The 24,858-nt window shown below is 66.7% G+C and carries 23 protein-coding genes; 10 read left to right on the top strand and 13 right to left on the bottom strand.

Features of this window, described 5'->3' with window-relative positions:
- Positions 1-24: 24 nt before the first annotated feature.
- The 6 genes from NMQ16_RS07625 to NMQ16_RS07600 all read right to left on the bottom strand — a co-directional run bounded on the left by NMQ16_RS07625 (position 25) and on the right by NMQ16_RS07600 (position 7,721).
- Positions 25-3,438: a hypothetical protein gene (locus NMQ16_RS07625; protein WP_257079936.1), complete on the bottom strand. Its 3,414-nt coding sequence runs from the start codon at positions 3,436-3,438 to the stop codon at positions 25-27.
- 274 nt (positions 3,439-3,712) lie between these two features.
- The gene (locus NMQ16_RS07620; RefSeq protein WP_257079935.1) at positions 3,713-4,342 is read right to left on the bottom strand and encodes a hypothetical protein; all 630 of its coding nucleotides are present in this window, start codon (positions 4,340-4,342) and stop codon (positions 3,713-3,715) included.
- Positions 4,339-4,887 carry an exosortase/archaeosortase family protein gene (locus tag NMQ16_RS07615; RefSeq protein WP_257079934.1) on the bottom strand — a complete coding sequence of 183 codons (549 nt, stop codon included), beginning with the start codon at positions 4,885-4,887 and terminating at the stop codon, positions 4,339-4,341. Before NMQ16_RS07615 ends, NMQ16_RS07620 begins: the two co-directional genes overlap by 4 nt.
- Positions 4,884-5,717 (bottom strand): DNRLRE domain-containing protein, encoded by an 834-nt coding sequence (locus NMQ16_RS07610; RefSeq protein WP_257079933.1) that lies wholly within the window; start codon positions 5,715-5,717, stop codon positions 4,884-4,886. The genes NMQ16_RS07615 and NMQ16_RS07610 overlap by 4 nt, the downstream gene beginning before the upstream one ends.
- A 94-nt stretch (positions 5,718-5,811) precedes the next feature.
- Positions 5,812-7,176, bottom strand: coding sequence for an ATP-binding protein (locus tag NMQ16_RS07605; RefSeq protein ID WP_257079932.1), 1,365 nt, complete (start codon positions 7,174-7,176; stop codon positions 5,812-5,814).
- Entirely contained in the window at positions 7,173-7,721 is a 549-nt protein-coding gene (locus NMQ16_RS07600) for a heme NO-binding domain-containing protein (RefSeq protein ID WP_257079931.1), read from the bottom strand. Before NMQ16_RS07600 ends, NMQ16_RS07605 begins: the two co-directional genes overlap by 4 nt.
- A 100-nt stretch (positions 7,722-7,821) precedes the next feature.
- On the opposite strand from NMQ16_RS07600, the gene NMQ16_RS07595 reads away from it, so the two are divergent.
- Complete coding sequence (locus NMQ16_RS07595; RefSeq protein WP_069039828.1) at positions 7,822-8,160, top strand: P-II family nitrogen regulator; 339 nt, start codon at positions 7,822-7,824, stop codon at positions 8,158-8,160.
- 31 nt (positions 8,161-8,191) lie between these two features.
- Here NMQ16_RS07595 and NMQ16_RS07590 read toward each other — a convergent pair whose 3' ends face one another.
- Both NMQ16_RS07590 and trxB read right to left on the bottom strand, forming a co-directional pair.
- Positions 8,192-8,770, bottom strand: coding sequence for a Smr/MutS family protein (locus tag NMQ16_RS07590; RefSeq protein WP_069039829.1), 579 nt, complete (start codon positions 8,768-8,770; stop codon positions 8,192-8,194).
- Positions 8,771-8,792: 22 nt separating this feature from the next.
- Positions 8,793-9,749 (bottom strand): thioredoxin-disulfide reductase, encoded by a 957-nt coding sequence (trxB, locus tag NMQ16_RS07585; RefSeq protein WP_257079930.1) that lies wholly within the window; start codon positions 9,747-9,749, stop codon positions 8,793-8,795.
- Positions 9,750-10,165: 416 nt separating this feature from the next.
- Between trxB and NMQ16_RS07580 the strand changes: the two genes are divergently transcribed.
- The 4 genes from NMQ16_RS07580 (at position 10,166) to NMQ16_RS07560 (ending at position 15,190) form a co-directional block, all read left to right on the top strand.
- On the top strand, positions 10,166-10,789 hold the full coding sequence (locus NMQ16_RS07580; protein WP_257079929.1) for a Crp/Fnr family transcriptional regulator: 624 nt from the start codon (positions 10,166-10,168) through the stop codon (positions 10,787-10,789).
- 143 nt (positions 10,790-10,932) lie between these two features.
- Positions 10,933-13,161, top strand: coding sequence for a DNA translocase FtsK (locus tag NMQ16_RS07570; protein WP_373566767.1), 2,229 nt, complete (start codon positions 10,933-10,935; stop codon positions 13,159-13,161).
- A 2-nt stretch (positions 13,162-13,163) separates the two neighbouring features.
- Positions 13,164-13,802 (top strand): outer membrane lipoprotein chaperone LolA, encoded by a 639-nt coding sequence (gene lolA, locus NMQ16_RS07565; protein ID WP_257079928.1) that lies wholly within the window; start codon positions 13,164-13,166, stop codon positions 13,800-13,802.
- 23 nt (positions 13,803-13,825) lie between these two features.
- Complete coding sequence (locus tag NMQ16_RS07560) at positions 13,826-15,190, top strand: replication-associated recombination protein A (RefSeq protein ID WP_257079927.1); 1,365 nt, start codon at positions 13,826-13,828, stop codon at positions 15,188-15,190.
- Between the two features lie 319 nt (positions 15,191-15,509).
- Here the strand turns inward: NMQ16_RS07560 and NMQ16_RS07555 are convergent, their stop codons facing one another.
- The 5 genes from NMQ16_RS07555 to NMQ16_RS07535 form a co-directional block, all read right to left on the bottom strand.
- Positions 15,510-16,274, bottom strand: coding sequence for a TIGR01458 family HAD-type hydrolase (locus NMQ16_RS07555; RefSeq protein ID WP_257079926.1), 765 nt, complete (start codon positions 16,272-16,274; stop codon positions 15,510-15,512).
- Positions 16,275-16,557: 283 nt separating this feature from the next.
- A complete protein-coding gene (locus tag NMQ16_RS07550; protein ID WP_257079925.1) occupies positions 16,558-17,220 on the bottom strand; it encodes a response regulator transcription factor in 663 nt (220 codons plus the stop codon).
- Positions 17,217-18,380, bottom strand: a complete 1,164-nt coding sequence (locus tag NMQ16_RS07545; RefSeq protein WP_257079924.1) for a PAS domain-containing sensor histidine kinase — start codon at positions 18,378-18,380, stop codon at positions 17,217-17,219. The genes NMQ16_RS07550 and NMQ16_RS07545 overlap by 4 nt, the downstream gene beginning before the upstream one ends.
- 139 nt (positions 18,381-18,519) lie before the next feature.
- Positions 18,520-19,932 carry a sigma-54 dependent transcriptional regulator gene (locus NMQ16_RS07540; protein ID WP_257079923.1) on the bottom strand — a complete coding sequence of 471 codons (1,413 nt, stop codon included), beginning with the start codon at positions 19,930-19,932 and terminating at the stop codon, positions 18,520-18,522.
- Complete coding sequence (locus tag NMQ16_RS07535) at positions 19,929-21,365, bottom strand: ATP-binding protein (protein WP_257079922.1); 1,437 nt, start codon at positions 21,363-21,365, stop codon at positions 19,929-19,931. Before NMQ16_RS07535 ends, NMQ16_RS07540 begins: the two co-directional genes overlap by 4 nt.
- 528 nt (positions 21,366-21,893) lie before the next feature.
- Here NMQ16_RS07535 and ccmA point away from each other — a divergent pair.
- From ccmA to ccmE, 5 genes are all read left to right on the top strand, one after another.
- Positions 21,894-22,544 carry a cytochrome c biogenesis heme-transporting ATPase CcmA gene (gene ccmA, locus NMQ16_RS07530; RefSeq protein WP_257079921.1) on the top strand — a complete coding sequence of 217 codons (651 nt, stop codon included), beginning with the start codon at positions 21,894-21,896 and terminating at the stop codon, positions 22,542-22,544.
- On the top strand, positions 22,538-23,206 hold the full coding sequence (gene ccmB, locus NMQ16_RS07525) for a heme exporter protein CcmB (protein ID WP_069039838.1): 669 nt from the start codon (positions 22,538-22,540) through the stop codon (positions 23,204-23,206). Before ccmA ends, ccmB begins: the two co-directional genes overlap by 7 nt.
- Positions 23,207-23,383: 177 nt before the next feature.
- Complete coding sequence (gene ccmC, locus NMQ16_RS07520; RefSeq protein ID WP_257079920.1) at positions 23,384-24,181, top strand: heme ABC transporter permease CcmC; 798 nt, start codon at positions 23,384-23,386, stop codon at positions 24,179-24,181.
- Positions 24,178-24,375, top strand: a complete 198-nt coding sequence (gene ccmD / locus NMQ16_RS07515; RefSeq protein WP_257079919.1) for a heme exporter protein CcmD — start codon at positions 24,178-24,180, stop codon at positions 24,373-24,375. Before ccmC ends, ccmD begins: the two co-directional genes overlap by 4 nt.
- Positions 24,372-24,818 carry a cytochrome c maturation protein CcmE gene (gene ccmE, locus NMQ16_RS07510; protein WP_257079918.1) on the top strand — a complete coding sequence of 149 codons (447 nt, stop codon included), beginning with the start codon at positions 24,372-24,374 and terminating at the stop codon, positions 24,816-24,818. The genes ccmD and ccmE overlap by 4 nt, the downstream gene beginning before the upstream one ends.
- Positions 24,819-24,858: the final 40 nt, after the last annotated feature.

Genomic DNA, 24,858 nt, shown 5'->3' with positions numbered 1-24,858 from the left:
CCGCTCAGCGCCTGCGACATCCCATCAATCGCCGTTCTTCCGCGATCTGCGCTGCATCGCGGCGCGGGCCAGGGCCATACCCAGGGCGGCCAGTGCCCAGCCGGGCAAGGGCACGTCGCCGTCTTCGCCCTGGCTGCCACCGATCTGCAAGCTCTGTGTCACGCTGTTCGCCGGCCGGAAGCTCGCGTTGCCAGACTGAGTGGCCGACACCGTACAGAGGCCGGTACTCACCGCGGTCAGCGAGCTGCCGCTGATCGCGCAGATGTCCGGGGTGAGGCTGTCGAAGCCTACGACGAGGCCACTGCTGGCGCTGGCGATCAGTGCGCCGCTGGCGCCCACTGCCAGCGCGGGCAAGGCGGTGAAGCTCACGCTCTGCGTGCTGCGCGCAGCCGACACCGTGAAACTGCGGCTGACCGGTGCGGCCGGCTCGAAGCTGGCATTGCCCGGCTGGCTGGCTGTGAGCTGGCAGGTACCGATCATGAGGAGCGTGAGCCCGCTGCCTTCCACCGCGCACACGCCGGGCGTGTTCGACACCAGTGTGACCGGCAGTGCCGAGCTGGCGGACAGCACCAGCGCCGGCGACGCTTCACCCAGCCAGGTATTGCCCAGCGGCGCGAAACTGATGGTCTGCGCCGTGCCGGTGACGGTGAAGGACTGGGTCACCGTATCGGCACGCGCCCGGCTCTCGTCGCCGTCCTGATCGGCCGACACCACGCAGATGCCGGTGCGCAGCAGCGTCACGGTACTTCCGCTCACCGTGCACACGAGGCGGGTCCATGAATCGAAGCGCACCGGCAGGCCGGAACTGGCGCTGGCGCTCACGGCGATGGTGGCTGCTGACAACGGAAGATCGGGCAGCGCTGCGAAGCTGATCGTCTGCGCGCTATTGACCGACAGCGGTACGGCGCTGTTGCGAAGCACACCATTGCCGAGTTGGCCGTCGGCATTGCGTCCCCACGCGAACACCTGGCCATCCGATCCCACGGCGAGGCTGTGGTCGAAGCCCGCGGCAAGTCTGACCACGGACACCCCGGCGGGCAGGCTCACCGGTTCGGGCGTCGTGCGCAGTGTGATGCTGCCGCCGCCGAGCTGGCCGTAGTAGTTGCGTCCCCATGCATAGAGCTTGCCATCGGATCCGAGGGCCAGACTGTGGTAATCGCCGGCTGCGACGCTGAGCGCGGACACGCCGGCTGGCAGGCTCACGAGCATCGGTGTCCTGCTGTACGCGGTGCTGCCGTTGCCCAACTGGCCGGAGCCGTTGTCGCCCCACGCATAGAGCTTGCCATCCGAGCCCCGAGCCAGGTTGTGGTAGTGGCCGGCTGCGACGCCGAGTGCGGACACGCCGGTGGGGAAAACGACCGGTAGAGGTGTCGGGCGATCCGTGAAGCTGCCGTCGCCGAGCTGGTAGTAGAGGTTGTTCCCCCACGCATACAGCTTGCCATCCGAGCCCTGAGCCAGGGTGTGGATTCGGCCCGCGGTGACCCTGAGCGTACTTACCCCGGGCGGCAGATTCACCGACACCGGCGCCGTGCGCTGGAGGGTGCTTCCGTCGCCAAGCTGGCCGTAGTAGTTGTTTCCCCATGCGTAGAGCGTGCCATCCGACCCCCGGGCCAGACTGTGGAAGGTGCCGGCTGCGACGGAAAGTGCAGACACCGCGGCGGGCAGACTCACCTGAACCGGCGTCGTGCGCTGCAAGGTGCTGCCGTCGCCCAGCTCGCCATACCTGTTTTCCCCCCATGCATACAATCGGCCGTCCGAGGCGGCGACCAGGCTGTGGGATGCGCCGGCTGCGACGCCGAGCGCGGACACGCCCGCCGGCAGGCTCACCGCCACCGGTGTCGTGCGATCCGAGGTGCTGCCGTCGCCCAGCTGGCCGACGGCGTTCCCGCCCCACGCGTAGAGCGTGCCATCCGAGGCCAGAGCCAGGCTGTGGTCGCCGCTGGCTGCGATGTCGAGCGCAGACACGCCGGCCGGCAGGCTCACCCGCACCGGTGGTGTCCGAAATGCAGCGCTGCCGTCGCCGAGCTGACCGTACTCGTTGCCGCCCCACGCGTACAGCGTGCCGTTCGAGCCCATCGCAAGCGTGTGGACACCGCCCGCGGCAACACCGAGCGCAGACACGCCGGCGGGCAGACTCACCTGCAGGCGTGTGGCGCGCCCGGTGTAGCTGCCGTCGCCGAGCTGGCCGTCCGAATTGCCGCCCCAGGCGTACAACATGCCGTCCGAACCCATCGCAAGGCTGTGGGTGGCGCCCGCGGCGAGGCTGCGCGCAGACACGCCAGCGGGCAGGCTCACCTGCACCGGTCTCCCCGGCGGAAAGGTACTGCCGTCGCCACGCTGGCCGTCGGAATTGCTTCCCCATGCGTAGAGGTTGCCATCCGAGCCCACCGCCAGACTGTGATCGTCGCCAGCGGTGACGCTGAGCGCAGATACTCCGGTACTCAGCCTCACCTGAACAGGTGTCGCGCGCAGCGAGGCAAGGCTGCCGTCGCTGATCTGGCGGAAGCTGTTGCTCCCCCACGCATACAGCCTGCCGTCCGAGCCCGTGGCCAGGCTGTGGGCTCGACCCGCCGAAACGCTGAGTGCGCTCACCCCGACCGGCAGGCTTACCTGTACCGGTGTCGGGCGCTGTTGGGTGCTGCCGTCGCCAAGCTGCCCGGAGTCGTTGTTCCCCCATGCGTACAGCGTGCCATCCGAGCCCATGGCCAGACTGTGGCCATTGCCGGCTGCGATGGCGAGGGCAGATACGCCAGCCGGCAGGCTCACCTGTACGGGTGCCGTGCGCTGTAGCGTGCTCCCGTCACCGATCTGGCCACGGCTGTTGTCGCCCCACGCATAGAGCTCGCCATCCGAACCCAGGGCCAGGCTGTGGCCGCCGCCAGCCGCGACGGCGAGAGCGGTCACGCCGGCGGGCAGGCTCACCGGAACCGGTGTCGGGCGAGTCATGGTGCTGCCGTCGCCGAGCTGACCCGAGGCATTGGCGCCCCAGCCATGCAGCGTTCCGTCCGCCCGGATTTCCAGCGAATGCCCGCCGCCCGCCGCCAGCGCCGCCGTCACCTCGAAACTGCGCGTCACGCTCACCGGCAGGAAGTCGTCGTCGCCCGCCTGAGTCGCCGTGATCGAGCAGCGCCCGACGCGGAACGTCGTGACCGTGTTGCCCGACACTGAACACACCGCAGGTGTGCTGCTTTCGAAAGTCGCCGCCAGCCCGGACGAGGCGGTGGCGCTTAGGTTGAAGGCCGGCAGCACCCGCGCGCGGTCGGTCAGCGGCGCGAAGTCCAGCGTCTGGGCGCTGGGCGCCGTGTCCGGCTCGGCCACCCCTTCGCCCGGGGTGGCGGCTTGTGCAGGAAGGCTGAACAGCGCCGCATGCAGTACGCACATGGATGCAAGCGATGTGCGCAAGGCGGCACACGCACGACGCAGGGTCTGGATTGCCATTTTTGTCATTTCCCCGTTCATCCCGATGGATGCCGGGCGTCCTTGTTGCATCGAACCACTGTGTTCGACCGCATGTCGCATGGAGAACGACCGGCCGTTGAAGTCAGGGCCAAAAAGATGAGGGCGATATGACGTGATTTCGCCGATCACGACGTCCGCATTTGGTACGCGAATGCTTCGGGAATGATGCTAGTTGATTCCATCCATGTGCATGGAATGGCGCCGGCGGTGTAACGAAAATTTCATGGACAGTCATTTACGTCAGTCCATTCGGTCATGGCGCGCCAGTGGCGCGTTCGCGCTCCGTGCCGCAGGCGCTTCGCGACGTGACGCGCCTCGTCAATCCCAAAAGCATCACCGCCAACAGTCCAGCCAGCACGAATCGTCCGCCCGATTTCAGGAAGGCTGACCAGGCCAGAATCGGCGAACTGCCGCCCGGGTCGTGCGCGTCGCGATGCAGTGCCCACAGCAGTGCGTCGAGCACGAAGGGGGCGTCGAGCGCGAGCAGCAGGGCCAGGGCGGGCAGGGCGCACAGCGCGCGCAGTAGCCATTCGGCGGTGCGCTGTGCCGGCCAGGCGGCGAGCAGGGCAATGAACAGCGTCGGTGCGAGCCAGAAGGTCGCCAGCGGCGTGGTGATGACGGCGCGGGCGCGCGGGTCGGCGTAGGTCACATGGGTGCCGGTCAGGATCAGCTGACGGATGCCGGCTTCGAGGCGGATCACCGTGTCGGCGCCGGTTTTCGTGATGTCGAGAGACAGCACGTTGTGATGACGATCGATGAGGTCCATCGTCAGCGCGATCGAGGGCAGCAGATGTTGCATCAGTGCCTCGCCCTGCCACAGCACGAGCGCGCCGATGAGGCACAGCGCTGCGACGAAGCGCAGCGCGAGACGGCCCGGATTCATCGGTAGCCGATGTCCGGTTCAGGTTCGGCAACGGGCGCGCGGTGCATGATCCACTGGAAATACAGCGCCAGCAGCGCCACCAGCACGATGGGCCCGATGTAGTTGTGCAGCCAGTCGAACCAGTGCGGATCACTGCGCCAGGCGAAGAACAGCGCCGTGATGCGTGTGACGTTGAGCAGCCACACGAGCAGCAGTCCGGCCAGCCAGCCACCCAGTCGCCAGCGCCAGGCGAGCGGCGCCACGGCGAAGGCGGCAGTCATCAGCCACAGCAACTCTGCACCGTCGCAACCCTGCAGCACATTGATGCCGCCACCCGGTGCCTGCACGCGCGGTCCGGCCGCCGCGGCGCCGCTGTCCGGCTGAACGGCGGCGATCAGCACGACGGCGGCGCGCACATTGAGATCCTCGACCCAGAGCCGGAACAGCGCGCTGTCCTGCTGCACCGACCAGCCCCACTGCAGCGCGGCGAAAATCAGCGCGAACAGGCCGACCCGCCAGAACGCCATGGTGCCGACCGTGTCATCTGCGGGCTTGCCTTCCGTCACGGTTTCAAAGTTTCCGATTCACGTTTGCGCAGTCGTGGCCTGACCGCAGCGCCAAGCAGTGAAGCAGCCAGTGCGCCCAGGGCCCAGGCGGGAAGCGGCACATCACCCGACTCGGCAACCGGCGGATCATACTCGAGGGTCAGCAGCGGCACATTCACCCCGCCTTCCCGACTGACCATGCGCTTGGCGGAGCGCGTCGTCGCTTCGGAACCGCGGATCAACCAGCCGTGGTTCGACGCAGGATCATTCACCCATCCCTGAATGTCGGCCAGCATTTCCGGCGTGCCTGCCCAGACGAAGGCGCCGGTCGAAACCATCGGAATCGATGCGCTTTCCACCGCAAAGTCGCCACCCGGTGTGCTCCAGCTCTGGGGCGGGGCAGCCGCATGGTAGCGCTGCGTCCAGGTGACGTCGCCCGGTACGGCAACCTCGCCGCCGCCGTTGCCACCGCCGCCGGAACCCGAAGCGCCCTCACCCCATGAGGCGAGCGCCCGGTGCAGGCTCGCAACACTGTCGGCGGGCGCGCCATTTGCGATGCGGTCGATCACCACACGCAGTGAAGCAGACCGGACGGTCGATCCAGGCGGAATTTCGGAGAGGTCGAAGCGCACCAGGGCGCGTCTTGAAAAACCGGCCGCCGTGGCACCGATGAACAGATGGGAACCGGAACCGTTGGCCAGACCCGGCTCGTCGCCGAACAGGGTCGCATCGGCTGCCGGCGCGCGCTGCATTTCGACACCTTGCGCCGCACCGGCGAAAGCGATCAGCACGAGCGAGAGACACCACGGTCGCACATGGGGAACCACCACATATCGCGACATGGCACTCATGCGACGGCTCCGGAAGGATGTGCAACGGAGTCTAGGTACGAAACGTGATGATTTCGTGATGCGTGGGTGCGCCTGTGCCGCGCGGTGCGCGGGATCAAGGAGCGCTGCGCCGTGCGCTCGGTGACAATGCCTTCAGCTTTTCCATCAAATGCGCAAAGTTGATCGGCTTGGCGAGAAAGTCGTCCATGCCGGCGTCCAGGCAATGGCGCCGGTCGGTTTCGAAGGCATTCGCGGTGAGTGCGATGATCTGCGGCTGGTGCCCCGGGCCGCAGCGGATCGCGCGCGTCGCTTCGAGGCCGTCCATCACCGGCATGCTCATGTCCATCAGGATCACATCGTAGCCACGTTCCGACCACAGTCTGAGTGCTTCGGCGCCGTCGTTCGCGAGATCGGGTTCGACCCCGAGACGCTGCAGCAGCCGCTGCACCAGCAGGCGGTTGACCAGATTGTCGTCGGCCACCAGCACACGCAGATCGGCCGGCAGGCGTGGCGCTGCGTCAACCGTCACGGCTGCCGGCGGGCTGCTGGCGCCGGCTTCGGTGAGTGGCAGCACGAAGCTGAAGGTACTGCCCGCGCCGGGCGTGCTGTCGACGACGATCAGGCCGCCCATGGCCTGCACCAGGCGCTGGCTGATCGCCAGCCCGAGGCCGGTGCCGCCGAAGTGGCGGGTGGTGGAGGTGTCGACCTGGGAGAACGGGCGGAACAGCCGGGCGCGCTTGTCGTCCGCGATGCCGATACCGGTGTCGATGACGGCCCATTCAACGCCCGGTGTGCCGTCCGCCATCGGTGCCGGCCGCACGCGCAGCACGACCGATCCGGCGGCAGTGAACTTGATGGCGTTGCCGACCAGATTGACCAGCACCTGACGCAGCCGGCCCGCGTCGATCATGGCGTGGGTGTCCGGTGCGACCGCCGAGTCGAGTTCAAGTGACAGCGACTTCGCCCGCGCCTGCGGCCGGGTGATCGACAGCACGCTGTCGTGCAGGTCGGACAGCGTGCTGGCGTGGATGTCCAGCTCCAGGCGGCCCGCCTCGATCTTGCTGAAATCGAGGATGTCGCTGATCAGGCCGAGCAGCGAATCACCGCACTCGAGAAGGGTGTCGACGTACTGTGTCTGATCCGCATCCAGGTCGGACGCCGCCAGCAACTGGGCCATGCCGATCACGCCATTCATCGGCGTGCGGATTTCGTGGCTCATCGTGGCGAGGAAATCGGACTTCGCGCGGTCGGCCTGTTCGGCCTGCGCCAGCGCTTCGGACAGCCTGGCAGTCCGTTCGATGACCTGCGATTCAAGAGAGGCGGCGAGGGCGCGCAGCGCCTCGTTGCTGTCGAACAGCTCGCGCGCCTTGTCTTCCAGCAGTTTTTCCGCCGCGTGCCGGGCCGCGCGTTCGCGCGCCAGTCTGCGCTCGTACAGCGCGATCTGCCTGTCGTCCGGCGTCGCGTTGCCCGGGTCGCTCATGCCGTGCTGCGGGTGAGCGTGAAGCGGATGACGCTGCCGGGGGCATCCGAAATGTCTTCGCGGCGGATGCCGATGTTCTCGTTGAAGTGCGCGATGCAGGCGGTGATCAAGCCTTCCGCGAGGTCGCCGAAGTGGCGGTCCGAGCGGTAGGTCATTTCCAGCGTGTTGATGCCGTCGCCGCCGATGTCGAAGCGCGGTGGCCGTGCGTCCGGGTAGAGCTTGCGCACTTCGGGGTGGATGATGGATTCGATGCTCGACAGCATGTGGAAGGAGTCTTCCATGCCTTCGAACAGGTGGCCGTAGCCCTTGTGGAAGCGGCCGAACAGGTATTCGCCGAAGGTGCGCACGAGCTCTGGCACGGTCTTGCCGGTGCGTGCCGACAGTTCGACCACCATCTTTACCAGTTCATGATGGTCGTATTGACCCACTGCGGTGTAGGCGCCGCCATTCGGCGGCGCAGCCGCCTCGATGACTTCGTCCATCAATTCGGGCGAGTAACGTGCCTCGACCATGTCGATGAATTCCGTGAATACCATGCCCTTCATGCTGAACCTCCCCGCGACGCGCTGACGATGCCCGGTTAACGGCGCTGTCAGTGAGGCCTGAAGCCTTTATACTTCGCGGCCTTAGCGAGGAGAAAGCACCATGAAAAAAATCGAAGCCGTCATCAAGCCATTCAAGCTCGACGAAGTCCGCGAAGGGTTGTCCGAAGTGGGCGTGACCGGCCTGACGGTGACCGAGGTGAAGGGTTTCGGCCGGCAGAAGGGCCATACCGAGCTGTACCGGGGCGCCGAGTACGTTGTCGATTTCCTGCCCAAGATCAAGATTGAGGTCATCGTGGCCGACGAGACCGTCGACCGCGCAGTCGAGGCCATCATCAAGGCCGCCCGCACCGGCAAGATCGGTGACGGCAAGATTTTCGTCATGTCGGTCGAGCAGGTCATCCGCATCCGTACCGGCGAGTCGGGCGAAGAAGCCATCTGACGGCCCGCCCGGTTTCCGGGGCACCCCGGAACTACTGGCCGGACATCGGTTTGAGCAGCACCATCAGGGCCCCCGCGCCGCCTTCGTGCGGTCGGGCCTGACAAAAGGCAAGCACCTCCTGGCGGTGCATCAGCCAGCCCAGCACCAATCCTTTCAGTACCGGCTCCCGACCGGGCGAACCCAGTCCCTTGCCGTGAATGACCCGCACGCAGCGCAGGCCGCGCCGGTGCGCGTCGTGCATGAAACCGACCACCAGATCGTGCGCGGCATCGCGCGTGGCGCCGTGCAGGTCGATCTGCCCCTGCGACACCCAGCGGCCGCGTCGCAGGTCGCGCAGCACCTGCTTGCCCAGGCCGGCGCGCAGGAATGACGGCTCTTCGCCGCCTTCCAGACGCAGATCGGTCGATAGCGGCCCGCGTATCGATTCGGCCAGCACCGACCGGTCGTCCGCTTCACGCTGCACCGGCCAGGCGCGCGGCGGCGGGGTTTCGAGCAGGATGCGGTCGGTGTACAGACGATGCACGCCTTCCACCGCCTGTCTGAACAGCGCGATGTCTTCAGCGTCGGGCAGCGCCGGCGCCGGGTGGCGCCGCCTCTTGTTCGAAGACATCGCGCGTCATGTCCAACCGGAATCAGGCCAGACCGATGCTGTCAAGGTAGCGCTCGGCATCGAGCGCAGCCATGCAGCCGGTGCCGGCGCTGGTGACCGCCTGACGGTAGATGTGGTCCTGCACGTCGCCGGCAGCGAATACGCCGGCGATGCTGGTGGCCGTGAAATCGCCCTGACGCCCGGCCTTGGTGACGATGTAGCCGCCTTCCATGTCGAGCTGGCCTTCGAACAGCGAGGTGTTCGGCTGGTGGCCGATCGCGATGAACACGCCGGACAGCTGTACGTCTTCGGTCGCGCCGTCGAGTGTCGATTTGACGCGCATGCCGGTCACGCCGGTCTTGTCGCCCAGCACCTCGTCCAGCGTGCTGTGCCAGCGGATCGTCACCTTGCCCTGCTTCTGCTTGTCGAACAGCTTGTCCTGCAGGATTTTCTCGGACTTGAACTTGTCGCGACGGTGCACCACGGTCACGTGGCGTGCGATGTTGGACAGGTACAGCGCCTCTTCGACCGCGGTGTTGCCGCCGCCTATGACCGCGACATCCTGGTTGCGGTAGAAGAAGCCGTCGCAGGTCGCGCAGGCCGACACGCCCTTTCCGGCGAACTTCTCTTCCGACGGCAGACCGAGGTATTTGGCGCTGGCGCCGGTCGCGATGATCAGTGCGTCACAGGTGTACTCGCCGTTGTCGCCGACCAGCCGGATCGGCTTTTCGGTCAGGTGGGCGGTGTGGATGTGGTCGAACAGCAGTTCGGTTTCGAAGCGTTCGGCGTGGCGCTGGAAACGCGCCATCAGGTCCGGGCCCTGCACGCCTTCGGCATCGGCCGGCCAGTTGTCGACATCGGTCGTGGTCATCAGCTGGCCGCCCTGGGCCATGCCGGTGATCAGCACGGGTTTGAGATTGGCGCGCGCGGCGTAGACCGCAGCGGTGTAGCCGGCGGGGCCGGAGCCCAGAATGAGAAGACGCGAGTGCCGTGAAGCCATGACTTGATTCCGGTGAGGTGGAAGAACGACGAAGCTCGAGAACTGACTGCGCCCGGAAACCGTGGACGCCCGACGAACCCGGGCGCTCCGGAATTGACGGGGCGCCTGAGCGACGGATTATAGCGATCGCGCCCGCGCACCATCGCTCTCAAGTTCTTGTGTCATCCGCCCGATAAACAAGACAGATATTGGGGCAATTTGTTTCCAGTGTGGAAAAGTCCCTATAATCAGGGCCGCATCAGTGTTTGTGGCTCAACCCCCTCTCCGGCGACGACGCTGTGGCCCGGAGAATGACCACAGGCGCGACGATCCATTCAAAGCGGCGCAGCCTGTTCCTGTCAGGCATGCTCGCATCAGGAGGTCTTGAGATGGTAACGGCTCACCCCGTTTCAGTTACGGCTTTGCGCACGTTTTCGATGTTCAGCGGGCTGCCCGACAGCTCGCTCGACCCGGTCGCCAAGGTATCCAACATGCGGCGCGTGCCGCGTGGTTCCATCGTGGTCCGCGCCGGCGACAAGACTGACTTCGTCTACCTCATCCTGTCCGGCAGCCTGAAGGTGCTGGTGAGTGACGAGGAGGGCCGAGAAGTCATCCTGTCGATGCTCGGCCCGGGCGAGTTGTTCGGCGAAATGGGCGTGCTGGATGACAATCCGCGTTCAGCCACCGTGGTATCGGTTGTGCCGAGCGACCTGATCGTCATTGCCAAGAGCGACTTCAAGCGCGTGCTGCAGGAGAACTTCGACGTGTCGATGTTCATCATGCGCAATCTGGTGGCGCGCCTGCGCACCGCCGACCGCAAGATCGAAAGCCTCGCACTGATGGACGTGTATGGTCGCGTGGCGCGCCTGCTGCTCGAAATGGCTGACGAGGTGGATGGCCAGAAGGTCGTGAACCGCAAGATTTCCAAGCAGGACATCGCCAAGATGATCGGCGCGTCGCGCGAGATGGTGTCGCGCGTCATGAAGGACCTGCACCTGCAGGGCCTGATCGAAGAAGCCAACGGCAAGATCCACCTGCGCGAACGCCTCGAAACGGTTTGACGCTTCCAGGTTGCCGCTTTCCGACACGGGCCGCTGATGCGGCCCGCGTCTTATAATCGGGCCTGTTTTCACCCCGGCCCCGCGCCATCTCCCCTGTGGCGAAAGACGCTCAGCAACTTCCCCTTCCCGAACGCATCGCTGCCGTGCTGCACGAGGCCCGCTGGCTCGTCCTTGCGGCACTTGCGCTCTATCTCGTCATGGCGCTGGGCGGTTACGACCGCGCCGATCCGGGCTGGTCACACGCCGCCGCGTCCGAAGGGCTGTCCAACCCGGCCGGTCGTTTCGGTGCCTGGCTGGCCGATCTGGCGCTATTCCTGTTCGGGCTGTCGGCCTGGTGGTGGGTGGCCCTGTTGATCGGCGGCTGCGTCTGGCTGTCGCGCGCGAGCGAGCGTCGGCTCGATCGCCGCCCGCTCTACGTCGCGCTCGGCGGTTTCCTGCTGGTGCTGCTGTCGAGCAGCGCGCTCGAAGCCGTGCGCTTTCACAGCCTGTCGGCCGATCTGCCGGTCGGGCCGGGCGGCATGCTGGGCAACGAACTCGGTCAACTGCTGAGCAGCGGATTCGGCTTCACCGGCAGCACCTTGTTGCTGCTGGTGTCGCTCGGCGTCGGGCTGAGCGGCATGACCGGCGTCACCTGGCTCGGTGCGGCCGAAGCGGTCGGCAGGGCGCTGGAACTGGTGTGGTTCGGCAGCGTGCGCGCCTTCACCACCTGGCGCGACCGCCGGGTCGGCCAGCAGGTGGCGGAACAGCGCGAGGCGGTGGTCGAAGCCGAGCGACGCAAGCCGTCGCGCCGGCGTGAACCGATCCGCATCGAAGTGCCCGAAGTCGAGGTGCAGCAGTCGGAACGGGTCAATCAGGAGCGCCAGCAGACACTGTTCGCCAACTTGCCCGGATCGCTGCCGCCGCTCGCCCTGCTTGACGAAGCGAAGCCGGACATCGAACCGCCCAGTCCGGAAACGCTGGAACTCATTTCGCGCCAGATCGAACGCAAGCTGGCCGATTTCAACGTCGAGGTGAAGGTGCTGGCCGCCTATCCGGGCCCGGTCGTCACACGCTACGAAATCGAGCCGGCGACCGGCGTCAAGGGCAGCCAGATCGTCGGCCTGGTGAAGGATCTGGCGCGCGCGCTGTCGGTCACCAGCATCCGCGTGGTCGAAACGATTCCGGGCAAGAGCTGCATGGGGCTGGAAATCCCGAACGCACGCCGGCAGATCGTGCGGCTGTCGGAAATCCTCGGTTCGGTCGCCTATCACGACATGGCGAGCCCGCTGACGATGGCGCTCGGCAAGGACATCGGCGGCCTGCCCGTGGTGGCCGATCTGGCACGCATGCCGCATGTGCTGGTCGCCGGCACGACCGGCTCGGGCAAGTCGGTGGCGATCAATGCGATGATCCTGTCCTTGCTCTACAAGGCCGATCCGAGTCGCGTACGGCTCATCATGATCGACCCGAAAATGCTGGAACTGTCTGTTTACGAAGGCATTCCGCATCTGCTGGCGCCAGTCGTGACCGACATGCGCCATGCCGCAAACGCACTCAACTGGTGCGTCGGCGAGATGGACCGTCGCTACAAGCTGATGTCGACGCTCGGCGTGCGCAATCTGGCCGGCTTCAACGCCCGGCTGATCGAAGCCGAAAAGGCCGGCATGGCGCTGAACAATCCGTTCTCGATCACGCCGGACACGCCGGAACCGCTGCAGACCATGCCGATGATCGTCGTCGTCATCGACGAACTGGCCGACCTGATGATGGTGGCCGGCAAGAAGATCGAGGAACTGATCGCCCGGCTGGCACAGAAGGCGCGCGCGGCCGGCATTCATCTGATACTTGCGACACAGCGGCCGAGCGTCGATGTGATCACCGGCCTGATCAAGGCAAACATTCCGACCCGCATCGCCTTCCAGGTGTCGAGCAAGATCGATTCGCGCACCATCCTCGACCAGATGGGTGCCGAGGCGCTGCTCGGCCAGGGCGACATGCTCTACCTCGCGCCCGGTACCGGGCTGCCGACGCGTGTGCATGGCGCCTTCGTCGCCGACGGCGAGGTGCACAAGGTGGTCGATCACCTGAAGAGCACCGGCGCGCCGGATTACATCGAAGGCCTGCTGACCGGAGCGACCGATGACGACGGCGGCGAGCTGCAGCTCGAAGGCGCGGGGGGCGGTGCCGGCGGCGAAGCGGACCCTTTGTACGATCAGGCGGTCGAAGTGGTCGTCAAGACGCGCCGGCCGTCGATTTCGCTGGTGCAGCGTCACCTGCGCATCGGCTACAACCGCGCCGCGCGCCTGATCGAGCAGATGGAAAAGTCCGGGCTCGTGTCACCCATGAATGCCACCGGCGGTCGCGAAGTGCTGGCGCCGGTGCGGGAGGAATGATCATGGTGCATCCATGGCGGGCATCCGGCGTAGCCGCGTTGTGCCTGCTGGCGTCGTTGTCGGTTTCTGCCGCCAGCGGCATCGAGCAATTGCGGTCTTTCATCGAATCGACCCAGTCGGGCCGTGCGAGCTTCGAACAGCGGGTGACGGCGAAGTCCGGTCGCAAGCCGCAGGAAGCGAGCGGCACGATGGCGTTTTCGCGCCCGGGCAAGTTCCGCTGGACCTACGACAAGCCCTACTACCAGTTGCTGGTGGGTGACGGCGACAAGTTGTGGGTGCATGACCGCGACCTCAATCAGGTCACCGTGAAGACACTCGGCGACGCCCTGGCGTCGACGCCCGCTGCGCTGCTGGCCGGTCGCAACGAACTCGAACGCAATTTCGAATTGCGCGAAGGCGGTGTCGAGGACGGGCTGACCTGGGTGGACGCCAAACCCAACGCAGCGGAGGGCGGTTTCGAGTCGGTGCGCATCGGTTTCGCCGACGGCATGCTGCGCGGCATGGTGCTGCGCGACAGCTTCGGTCAGACCACCTTGCTGCGTTTCAACAGCTTCGAACGCAATCCGAAGCTCGACGAAGCGCAGTTCCGTTTCACGCCACCCGCCGGCGCCGATGTAATCGGCGACGACGCGAAGAAGTGAGCCGGCCGTCGTGACCCGAGCGCATGGCTGACCTTTTCGGCATGCCGGACGAGCCGGTGCCGCCCGCGCGCGCAGCGGCAGTGCCGGGCGAAGCGAAAAGCCCGGCCCACGCACCGCTGGCAGAGCTGCTGCGCCCGCGCACGCCGGACGAGGTGATCGGCCAGCAGCATCTGCTCGGACCCGGCAAGCCGCTGCGCCTCGCCTTCGAATCCGGCATTCCGCACTCGATGATCCTGTGGGGTCCGCCGGGGGTCGGCAAGACCACGCTGGCGCGCCTGATGGCGACCGCCTTCGACGCCGAGTTCACCGCGCTGTCGGCGGTGTTTGCCGGCGTGAAGGACATCCGCGAAGCCATGCAGCGCGCCGAAGGGGTCGCAGCCAGCACCGGCCGGCGCACCATCCTGTTCGTCGATGAGGTGCACCGCTTCAACAAGGCGCAGCAGGACGCCTTCCTGCCGTACGTCGAATCGGGCACCGTTACGTTCATCGGGGCAACGACCGAAAACCCGAGCTTCGAGGTCAATTCCGCGCTGCTGTCGCGCGCCGCTGTATACATATTGCAGAGCCTGAACGAAGACGAATTGCAGGCGCTGTTCGAGCGCGCCCGCACCGGTGCCCTGAAGGGCCTCGCCTTCGATGATGATGCCCGGGCACGACTGATCGGTTTCGCGGATGGTGACGCACGCAAGTTGCTGAATCTGCTGGAGCAACTCGATACCGCTGCGCGCACCGCCAAAGTCGATCCGGTCACCGCCGCCTTTGTCGACAGCACGCTGTCGCGCAATCTGCGCCGCTTCGACAAGGGCGGCGACGCCTTCTACGACCAGATTTCTGCGCTGCACAAGTCGGTGCGCGGCTCCAACCCCGATGCCGCGCTGTACTGGTTCGTGCGCATGCTCGACGGCGGTGCCGATCCGCTCTACCTGGGCCGGCGCATCGTGCGCATGGCGGTCGAGGACATCGGCCTGGCCGACCCGCGCGGTCTGGAGCTGTCGCTGCAGGCCTGCCAGACCTACGAGCGGCTGGGCTCGCCCGAAGGCGAACTGGCGCTCGCCCAGGCGGTCATCTTTCTCGCCTGCGCCGCCAAGTCGAACGCGGTCTACATGGCGTACAACGCCGCCCGCCGCTTCGTGTCCGAAGACGGTTCGCGCCCGGTGCCGATGCATCTGCGCAACGCGCCGACAAAGATGATGAAGAACATGGGCTTCGGCGCCGAGTACCGCTATGCGCACAGCGAGCAGGACGGTTATGCGGCCGGCGAGCGCTACCTGCCCGACGGCATGCCCGAGCCGCAGTGGTACCAGCCGACCGACCGCGGCATGGAGGCGAAGATCGCCGAAAAACTGGCCGCACTGCGCGAGCGGGACCGCAAGGCGCGCGGCGATTGACCGCGCATGCATCGCGGGCAAGCGTCGCTCCTCGGGCGGCGGCCTGTGTGCGGCGGCCTGTGGGAGCGGCGGCCTCGCCGCGATCCGCACGCTGCAATGTGACCATCGCTGCACTGATCGCGGCGAGGCCGCCGCTCCCACAGCCAAAGCCAGCTCCCACAGCCAAAGCCAGCTCCCACAGCCAAAGCCAGCTCCCACAGCCAAAGCCAGCTCCCACAGCCAAAGCCAGCTCCCACAGCGAGGCCGCCGCTCCCACAGGATGCACCCCACAGGTACCGCTCCCGCAGAAGACGCGCTGCTCGTTGCCCGCAGGCGGGCCCTAAATGAGGCGCTCGGCGAGACGGGCGAAATCGTCGTGGATGGCGTCCGGGCGGATGTCCGGGTGACTTTCGTCAGCGGGTGAATACTTGCCGGTGCGCACCAGCACGCCGGCAATACCCAGCGCCTGTGCCCCGCCGATGTCGTCGCGCAGGTCGTCGCCGACCATGATGGTGTCGGCGGCCGCCACGCCGAGGCGATCGAGCGCGGCCTGGAAAAAGGGCGCCGCCGGTTTGCCGGCAATCTCCGCCGTGACGCCGGTGCTGTATTCGAGTGCAGCAACGAAGGCGCCCATGTCGAGCGACAGGCCGTCTTCTTCCTTGAAGGTCCGGTTGCGCGCCATCGCGATGAAGGGCAGGCCGCGCTGGATCAGACGGAAGGCGGCGTTCAGCGTTGCATAGTCGAAGCAGGGGCCGGCATCGCCCAGCACGACCGCATCAGGCTCTGCGGCATCGGGCCCGACTTCGCTGCGCAGGTCGGGGTGCACGACCCAGTGCGGATGCAGCCCGCGCGAACGCACCAGATTCAGCGTGGCGCCCGGCGCGGTCAGCAGATCGTCTTCCTGCATCGCGAAGCCGAGCGCATTCATCTTCGCGACCAGTGTGCGCAGCGGCGTGCGCGTCGTGTTCGTCAGGAACAGCAGCGGCAGACCGGCGGCGCGCAGCCGGGCGAGTGCTTCGACCGAACCGGGGATGATCTGGTCGCCGACATGCAGCACGCCCGCCAGATCGATCAGCAGGGCCTTGGGGTGGGCGGGCAGTGGCATGAGGTCTCCCGGATGAGTCGGTGCTGGCGGGCGCAGGCGAACAGCCCCGGGCTGCGGCCTGCCATGGGGGTGGCTCCTGAAGGAGCCACCCTGTGCGAGCAGCGGCCTGTGGGAGCGGCGGCCTCGCCGCGATCGTGCCGCGACCATCGTTGTGCAGCGTGCGTATCGCGGCGAGGCCGCCGCTCCCACAAAACCTCTGCCGCTCCCACAAGGACAGCTCCCATTGCACCCGTCCCACAGCGCCTCGGCAAGCCTCCCTTGGCTGCCGGTCAGGCGCGCAGGATCACAGTGTCACCAGTTGATGGCGGGCGGCAAAGCTCACCAGTTCGACCGGGTTCTTGATGTCGAGTTTTTCGAACAATCGTGCCCGATAGGTGCTGATGGTGTTGGCCGACAGCGACAGTTCGCGTGCGATGTCGCCCACGCTGTGGCCGCTCGCGAGCAGCTTGAGCACCTGCATTTCGCGGTTGGACAGGCTGTCGAGCGGGCTGGCGGGGGTGTCGCTGCGCACGCCGAAAGCCAGCCGCTCGGCCAGTTCGGGTGTCACGAACAGGCCGCCGCGCGCGACGCGGGCGATCGCTTCGAACAGCTGTTCGGTCGAACAGCCCTTGTTCAGGTATCCGGCCGCGCCGCTCTTGAGCGCGCGCACGCCGAACTGCGATTCCGGATAGGTGGACAGCATCAGCACCGCGACCTGCGGGAATTCGCTGCGCAGCTGTTTCAGCACGTCGAAGCCATCGCGATCGTTCAGCGCGATGTCGAGCAGTACCACGTCGGCACCGTCGGTGCGCAACAGACGCATCAGATCCGGTCCGCCAGCCGCTTCGCCGACGACTGCGATGGCCGGGTTTTCGCCGAGGATCTGTGCGATGCCCCGGCGCAGCATCAGGTGGTCATCGACGATGACGACGCGCGTGGGGCGGCTGGCGTCCGTGAAGGAATTCATCGGGTCGAATCCGGTACGCGCAGCGTGATCGTCGTGCCGGCACCCGGTGCGCTGTCGATCTGCAATTCGCCCCCCAGCACGCGGGTGCGTTCGTACATGCCGAGCAGGCCGAACGAGGTGGGTTGCGCCGGCACCTGCATGCCGCGCCCGTTGTCGCGAATGCGCAGTTCGATGTGGCTGGCTGCGCCGGTCACGTCCACCTGCACTTCGGTGGCGCCGGCATGGCGCGCGATGTTGGTCAGCACCTCCTGCACGATGCGATACACCGCCACTTCGGCGCTGCGCCCCAGGCGGCGCTCCGGCCCGGTGTCGCGCACGTTCAGCGTGCAGCGCACGCCGCTGCGCGCCTGCATTTCCTGCAGTTGCCATTCGATCGCCGCCCACAGACCGAGGTGGTCGAGCACACCAGGTCGCAGGTCGGTCAGGATGCGCCGCACGGCGCCCAGCGCCTGCCGGGTCACGCCGACCATGTCGTCGAACTTGCGCTCGAGCGTGTCGTCGTGCGCCACCTTGGCGCGCAGCCAGTTCAGGTCGAACTGCAGCGCGGTCAGCGACGCGCCCAGTTCGTCGTGGATTTCGCGCGCGATATGGGCGCGCTCGTCCTCGCGCACCTGCTGCAGGTGGGCCGACAGCCGCTGCAGAGCGCCGTGCGATTGCTGCAGCCGGGCGTTGGCCTGCGACAGCGCGGCGGTACGTTCCGATACGCGCCGTTCCAGTTCGGCATGGTTGGCGCGCAGCACCGCCTCTGCCTGCTTGCGTTCGCTGATGTCGGCGAAGGTGACCACGGCGCCGACGATCTGGCCGGCGTCACGGATCGGGTAGGAGGTGTATTCGGCCGGAAAGGCGCTACCGTCGCGCCGCCACAGCACTTCGGATTCGACCCGCACGCCGCGCCCTTCCTGGAAGGCACGGAAGATCGGGCAGTCTTCGACCTCATAGCAGCGGCCGTCGGAATGCGCGTGATGGATCAGGTAGTGCATGTTGCGGCCGAGCACTTCGTCGGCGTCGAAGCCGATCAGTTCGGCGCCGGCACGATTGATGAAGATGCAGCGGCCGCGCTGGTCGATGCCATAGATGCCTTCGCCGGCCGACTCCAGCAGCATTTCGAGCTGATGCCGCCAGGCAGCGTGATGCGACAGGTGGTGGAGGTTGGCGAACACGGTGCGCGCACGATGAAGCGATGCGGCAGCCCTGCATCAAGCGTGCCAAAAGGCGTCGCGGCCACTTTCCATGCACCGGCGCGGGTTTGACTGCGATCGACCGATGCACGCAGACGGTGCGCGCACCGATATGGTGCAATCAGGCGGGCGCGTCGCGCACCCGCAGTGCGCCTTCGGTGTCGCCCGCTTCGATCAGCCCCAGCTCTTCATAGCGACGCAACTTGCGCCATAACGACACGCGGTCGATGCCGAGCAGGCGTGCTGCCATGGCGCGGTTGCCGCCGACTTCGGCCAGCACGTCGAGAATGTGCGAGCGCTCGACACTTTCCAGCGTGCGGATCTCGCCGCCGACGCGGCTGCCCGCATCGCGGTGAACCGCCGACGCGGCAAATCCGGCCGGCAGGTCCGCCTCGCCCAGCATGCTGCCGCTGGCCAGTGCCACGCCCCGCTCGATCAGGTTTTCGAGTTCGCGCACATTGCCCGGGTAGTCGTAGGCGCACAGCTTCTGCATCGCCGACGGGGCGATGGCCGTCACCGGCTTGCCCATCGCCAGGGCGGCGCGGCGCAGGAACTGCTGCGCCAGCAGCGGGATGTCCTCGCGCCGGGCGCGCAGCGGCGGCAACTGCAGCGTGACCACATTGAGCCGGAAATAGATGTCCTGCCGGAACGTGCCGGCATCGACCGCGCTGCGCGGCTCGCGATTGGTGGCCGCGAGAAAGCGCACATCGGCGCGCACCGGTTCGGTGCCGCCGACCCGCATGTATTCGCGCTCCTGCAGCAGGCGCAGCAGCTTGACCTGCATCGCCGCCGACATTTCCGTCACTTCGTCGAGAAACAGCGTGCCGCACTGCGCCGCTTCGACCAGGCCGCCGCGGGAGTGCTGGGCACCCGTGTAGGCGCCCTTTTCGTGACCGAACAGTTCGTTGGCCAGCAGCTCTTCGGTCAGGGCGCCGCAATTGACCGCCACGAACGGCCCGCCGGCGCGTCGGCTGTGCGCGTGCAGGTGGCGCGCCAGCAACTCCTTGCCGGTGCCGGTTTCGCCGACGATGAGCACATTGCAGTCGGTCGGCGCGACGCCGCGCGCGATGTCGAGAATGGCGCGCATGCCGCCGTCGCGCGTGATGATGCGTTCTTCGGCAGCCTGCTCGACCAGCTGGCGCAGGCGGTGGTTCTCGGCGCGCAACTGCGCCTTGTCGGCGGCTTCGCGGACCAGCTTGCGCACCTCGCCCAGCCGGAACGGCTTGGAAATGTAATAGAAGGCACCGGTGCGCATCGCCTCGACCGCCGATTCGGTGGTCGCGAAGCCTGTCACCACGAGCACCTCCATGTCGGGCCATGCCTCGCGCGCGCGGCGCAGCAGATCGAGCCCGTCCATGCCGGGCATGCGCACGTCGGTCAGCATCACCTCGAAGTCGCGCGCGCGCAGCAGCGCCAGCGCGCTGTCGCCGTTGTCGGCCGTCGTGACGTCGAAGCCGTCGCGCCGCAGTGCAGTGGCCAGTCCCTCGCGGGCGACCGCCTCGTCATCGACCAGCAGTACGCGTGCTCCACTCATGATGCTTCCTCCGCCGGTATCCAGACCGTGACGCAGGCGCCGCCGTCCGGTTCGCGCGCGATGCTGACCCGGCCGCCGTGTTCGGCCGCGATTTCATGCACCACGAACAGCCCGAGTCCGGAGCCCTTGCCGACCGGTTTGGTCGTGAAGAACGGGTCGAACACGCGCTGCAGATTTCCCGGCGCGATGCCGGGGCCGTTGTCGCACACGTCGATCGCCGTGCCGCCGTCACGCTGCGTGCCGCTGACCACGATGTGCGGCGTGGTCGCGGTTTCGTCACACGCTTCGAGCGCGTTGCGGATCAGGTTGAGCAGCGCCTGCTGGATGCGCTGGCCGTCGGCGTGAATTTCCAGCGCCGGGTCGATGTGCAGCGTGACTGCATCGCCGGCGTCCGGCTGTTCGGCGCGCAGCAGCGCGATGGTTTCCTCGACCAGCGGCCGCAGTGGCTGGCGCACCAGTGCGAAGTGGCTGTCGCGCGCGAAGGCGAGCAGTGTGCGCACGATGCGCTGGGCACGCTGCACCTGATCATCGATCTGTTCGACGAAGGCATTGAGCGGGGCGGCGTCGCCACGCTCGGGTTCTTCGAGCAGCAACTGCGCGTTGAGCGAAATATTGGAAAGAGGGTTGTTCAGTTCGTGCGCCACGCCGGACAGCATGGTGCCCAGCGACGCCAGGCGCGCGGTGCGCAGCACGGCCAGCTGGCGTTCTTCGAGGTCGCCGAGCGCGCGGTTGAAGGCATCGACCAGCGCCGCGATCTCGTCGTCGTGATCGCGTGGCGTGAGACGCGCCAGATTGCCGGTACCGACGCGCGCCAGATCGCTTTCGACCTCGCGCAAAGGCACCACGACGCGCCGTGTCACCAGCTGACCGATGCCCAGCACCAGCACGATGGCGGCGAACATGATCACGTACAGCCGCGATTCCTGACCGGTCAGCGCACTGCGCATCGCCTCGCGCGCCTGGTCGGACAGGCGCTCGCTGCTGTCGAACACCTGCTTGCCGACCGCCTCCATGCGCTCTTCCAGCGGCGAGATCGGGTCGGTCGGCTTGATGCGTCGCTGCAGGCGGTCGTCCAGCAGGTCGCGCCAATCGGACAGCGACTGCTGCAGTTCGTCAAGCGCAAAACCGGGCGCGGCACGCTGCATCAGCGGGCGGTCGCGCTCGATCAGCGCCAGCGCCTCTTCCGCCTTGCTGACCGCTGCCTTCAGTTCGGATGGCTTGCGGAACAGCAGGTAATTCTTCTCCAGCCGGCGCGCCTCGCGCACCACGTCGTGCATGCGCGTGACCTTGTATTCGTCGTCGACATGCGAGAGCAGGTCGCGCACCTGTTCAAGCGCGGCGAACACCAGCAGCACGAACAGGCCGCCGAGCACGATGTAGCCGAGCAGGATCTTGCCGTGCAGCGATCGGGGCAACAGTTTCATCAATTGCATGTTGAAACGTTGCGTTGCGGATTTCAACGGTAATGCGAACGGCGCATCGGTCGGTTTCATGCGGGTTTTCGTCGATCGGACAGGCATGAATAGCCCGGGTCGCTGCATTGTGCAACGTCCGCTGAATGCGTACTCCGGGGCTGGATGGGCGAACATAATGAAATCAATGACTTGAAATCTTGGTTTGAACTGGCACATCCCCTGCTAGAACTTCCATGCCAGCTCTGTGGCCACCGCCCGACGGCTCCTCGGACGGTGGCCGGTGGCAGGGGGGCAATGGGGAGGCCGGTTTGCCAGCGGACTGAACCGGTTCTTTTGTGCGGCTCGCGACTCCTTCGCGAGCCGTTTTTCTTTGTTTGTCGTTGTCCTTTCCGTGTTCTCGCGACGTGCCTTGTCGCTCTCCACGCCGCGAAGTGATGCCGGCCTTCCGGCCGGCTCACATCACCAGACCTTCGCGCGCCGGTTTAACGGATAATTCGCGGCTGCCCACCCGTCGTCACGCCTCCGTTCCCGCTGTCCGAAACATCGATGCCCGAACCGTCCGCCCCGTTGCTCGAAACCCGTGCCCTGACCTGCGTGCGCGGTCGCGCGCGGCTGTTCGCCGGGCTCGACCTGACCGTCTGCGAGGGCGAGCTGGTGCATGTCGCCGGTGCCAACGGCAGCGGCAAGACCAGCCTGCTGCGCATCCTGTGCGGCCTGTCCGAACCGGAATCGGGGGAGGTGCGCTGGCGGGGCCAGCCGGCCCGGTCGGTGCGTGACGACTGGCGCGGCGGCATGCTGTATCTGGGTCACCGCAACGGCGTGAAGGACGATTTCACGCCACTCGAGAACCTGCACGCGAGTGCGGCCATCGCCGGCGAGCGCATCGCCGACACGGTGCTGCTTGAAGCGCTGGTCGACATCGGTCTGGCCGCGCGTCTCGATGTGCCTGCGCGCAGCCTGTCGCAGGGCCAGCGCCGCCGCGTGGCGCTGGCGCGACTGCTGGCCGATACGCGCAGCGCGCTGTGGATACTCGACGAACCTTTCACCGCGCTCGACGTGCGCGCCGTCGCGGTGCTCGCGGCGGCCATGGCGGCGCATCTGCGGCGTGGCGGCGCGCTGATCTACACCACGCATCAGCCGGTGGACATCGATGCCGAGCGCCGGCAGACGCTCAATCTGGACGACTACGCATGCTGAGCCTGTTCGTGTCGGTGGTGCGCCGCGACCTGCTGCTGGCCTGGCGACGGCGCTCCGACGTGCTGACCGCGCTCGGCTTCTTCCTGCTGGTGACCAGCCTTTTTCCGCTCGGCGTCGGGCCTGAGCCGGAGCAGTTGAGCCACATCGCGGCCGGTGTCATGTGGGTCGCCGCGCTGCTGGCGACGCTGCTGTCGGTCAGCCGGCTGTTCGAATCGGACGAAGCCGACGGCACGCTGGAACAGATGCTGCTGTCGGTCGAGCCCCTGCCGGTCATCGTACTGGGCAAGGTGTGCGCCTACTGGCTGCTGACAGGCCTGCCGCTGGTGGTGATTGCGCCGCTGATCGGCCTGCAGTTCAACCTGTCGGCCGACGAAACCCTGATCGTGTGTGCCACGCTGCTGGTCGGCACGCCGTCGCTGTCTCTGCTCGGCGCAGTCGGCGCGTCGCTGACGCTGGGCCTGCGCGGCGGCGGTGCGCTGATCGCTTTGCTGGTGCTGCCGCTGTACGTGCCGGTGCTGATCTTCGGCGCCGGCGCACTCGACGCCTGGCGGGCGGGGCTGGGCATACAGTCACATCTGGCGCTGCTGTCGGCGGTGCTGCTGGTGGCGCTGGCGGTGTGCCCGCTGGCCAGTGCGACCGCGCTGCGGATCGCCCAGGATTGAACTGTTCAGGCGCCATTCGGGCCAAAGCAGACAGTCGGTTAAACTGTCGGGCGCTGATAGTGCGGTGTTGTCGCTTTTTTGAATGCGACCGACGCCCCTCCGTGTGAGTACCGCTTCCGCCGACACCCCGGTCAAACCGTCGAGCAACCCGAATCCGGATCAACCCGAAAACCGCTGATGTCTGACTCACCGCTTACTGCAACGCGCGCACCGTCGTCCGGCTTCAGCCTGTTCCACTACGCCAGTCCGCAAACCTTCTTCCCGCTCGCCGGCAAGCTGCTGTGGCCGACCTGGATCATCGCCATCGTGCTGACGATTGCCGGCCTCTATACCGGCTTCTTCATCGCGCCGACCGATGCCACCCAGGGCGACAGCTACCGCATCATTTTCATCCACGTGCCGGCAGCCTGGATGTCCATGGTGGTCTATCTGGTGATGGCTTTCTGGTGCGCCGTCGGGCTCATCTTCAACACCCGGCTGTCCTTCATGATGTCGAGCGCGCTGGCGCCGACCGGCGCGCTGTGGGCCTTCATCGCGCTGTGGACCGGTGCGCTGTGGGGCAAGCCGACCTGGGGCACCTACTGGGTGTGGGACGCGCGACTCACGTCAGAACTCATCCTGTTCTTCCTTTATTGCGGCTACATGGCGCTGCAGGCGGCCATCGACGACCCGCGCCGGGCTGATCGCGCAGGTGCGCTGATCGCCATCGTCGGTGCGATCAACGTGCCGATCATCTATTTTTCGGTGAAGTGGTGGAACACCCTGCATCAGGGGGCGTCTGTAAGCCTGACGCAGTCACCGTCGATGGCCAGCACCATGCTCACCGGCATGCTGCTGATGGCGCTGGCGGCGTGGGCTTACACGATAGGCGTCGCGCTGGTGCGCGTGCGCGCCATCATGATAGAACGCGAGCGGCACACAGACTGGGTGCGACAGCTCGGCAACGCAGCACAGGCAGGAGACATCAAGGCATGAACTGGGAAAGCGCCAGCCATTTCTGGGCGATGGGCGGTTACGGATTTTTCGTGTGGGGCTCGTACGCGGTGACCGCCGTGTTGATCGCGGCCGAACTGGCGCTGGTTGCGCGGCGCATGCGTGCGGCGCGTGCCGGCGCGGCGCGCGACGTGGCGCTCGAACGCATCGATGCCGATCGGCGGGGGCGCGCATGAAACCACGGCAGAAACGCTTCGCCCTGATCGCAGTCGGCGTGATCGCGCTGGCCGGCGCAGCCACGCTAGTGCTGACCGCGTTCGAGGACAACATGGTGTTCTTCTTCACGCCGACCCAGGTGGCGTCGCGCGAAGCGCCGCAGGGCCGCACCTTCCGCATTGGCGGCATGGTCGAGGAAGGCAGTCTTGAGCGCGGTGCGGATGGTACGTCGGTGAAATTCCTGGTGACCGACACGGTGAACAAGATTCCGGTGACCTACACCGGCGCACTGCCCGACCTCTTCAAGGAGGGCAAGGGCGTGGTCGCACAGGGCAAGCTGAACGATGGCGGCGTGTTCGCTGCCAGCGAAGTGCTGGCCAAGCACGACGAAAACTACATGCCGCCGGAAGCGGCGCACGCGCTCGAACAGGCAAAGAAGGCGCAGGGCACGGTCGTCCAGTGAAGTCCAACACCGGCGCGCCCTGGCGCGCCCGGTTTCAGGG

Source organism: Methyloversatilis sp. XJ19-49 (assembly GCF_024580145.1).
In the GTDB taxonomy this organism is placed as follows: domain Bacteria; phylum Pseudomonadota; class Gammaproteobacteria; order Burkholderiales; family Rhodocyclaceae; genus Methyloversatilis.
The sequence above is the reverse complement of the archived record's forward strand: the minus strand, read 5'-3'. Positions and strand labels throughout refer to the sequence as shown.

Excerpts from the sequence above, each read along its gene's own strand:
- NMQ16_RS07590 (WP_069039829.1), bottom strand. The coding sequence starts at position 8,770 with ATGTCTTCGAACAAGAGGCGGCGCCACCCGGCGCCGGCGCTGCCCGAC.
- lolA (WP_257079928.1), top strand. The coding sequence starts at position 13,164 with ATGGTGCATCCATGGCGGGCATCCGGCGTAGCCGCGTTGTGCCTGCTG.
- NMQ16_RS07605 (WP_257079932.1), bottom strand. The coding sequence starts at position 7,176 with ATGAGCGACCCGGGCAACGCGACGCCGGACGACAGGCAGATCGCGCTG.
- NMQ16_RS07610 (WP_257079933.1), bottom strand. The coding sequence starts at position 5,717 with ATGAGTGCCATGTCGCGATATGTGGTGGTTCCCCATGTGCGACCGTGG.
- NMQ16_RS07535 (WP_257079922.1), bottom strand. The coding sequence starts at position 21,365 with ATGCAATTGATGAAACTGTTGCCCCGATCGCTGCACGGCAAGATCCTG.
- ccmB (WP_069039838.1), top strand. The coding sequence starts at position 22,538 with ATGCTGAGCCTGTTCGTGTCGGTGGTGCGCCGCGACCTGCTGCTGGCC.
- NMQ16_RS07555 (WP_257079926.1), bottom strand. The coding sequence starts at position 16,274 with ATGCCACTGCCCGCCCACCCCAAGGCCCTGCTGATCGATCTGGCGGGC.
- ccmC (WP_257079920.1), top strand. The coding sequence starts at position 23,384 with ATGTCTGACTCACCGCTTACTGCAACGCGCGCACCGTCGTCCGGCTTC.
- NMQ16_RS07600 (WP_257079931.1), bottom strand. The coding sequence starts at position 7,721 with ATGAAGGGCATGGTATTCACGGAATTCATCGACATGGTCGAGGCACGT.
- NMQ16_RS07550 (WP_257079925.1), bottom strand. The coding sequence starts at position 17,220 with ATGAATTCCTTCACGGACGCCAGCCGCCCCACGCGCGTCGTCATCGTC.
- NMQ16_RS07540 (WP_257079923.1), bottom strand. The coding sequence starts at position 19,932 with ATGAGTGGAGCACGCGTACTGCTGGTCGATGACGAGGCGGTCGCCCGC.
- ccmA (WP_257079921.1), top strand. The coding sequence starts at position 21,894 with ATGCCCGAACCGTCCGCCCCGTTGCTCGAAACCCGTGCCCTGACCTGC.
- NMQ16_RS07595 (WP_069039828.1), top strand. The coding sequence starts at position 7,822 with ATGAAAAAAATCGAAGCCGTCATCAAGCCATTCAAGCTCGACGAAGTC.
- ccmE (WP_257079918.1), top strand. The coding sequence starts at position 24,372 with ATGAAACCACGGCAGAAACGCTTCGCCCTGATCGCAGTCGGCGTGATC.
- NMQ16_RS07620 (WP_257079935.1), bottom strand. The coding sequence starts at position 4,342 with ATGAATCCGGGCCGTCTCGCGCTGCGCTTCGTCGCAGCGCTGTGCCTC.
- NMQ16_RS07580 (WP_257079929.1), top strand. The coding sequence starts at position 10,166 with ATGTTCAGCGGGCTGCCCGACAGCTCGCTCGACCCGGTCGCCAAGGTA.
- NMQ16_RS07625 (WP_257079936.1), bottom strand. The coding sequence starts at position 3,438 with ATGGCAATCCAGACCCTGCGTCGTGCGTGTGCCGCCTTGCGCACATCG.
- ccmD (WP_257079919.1), top strand. The coding sequence starts at position 24,178 with ATGAACTGGGAAAGCGCCAGCCATTTCTGGGCGATGGGCGGTTACGGA.
- NMQ16_RS07560 (WP_257079927.1), top strand. The coding sequence starts at position 13,826 with ATGGCTGACCTTTTCGGCATGCCGGACGAGCCGGTGCCGCCCGCGCGC.
- trxB (WP_257079930.1), bottom strand. The coding sequence starts at position 9,749 with ATGGCTTCACGGCACTCGCGTCTTCTCATTCTGGGCTCCGGCCCCGCC.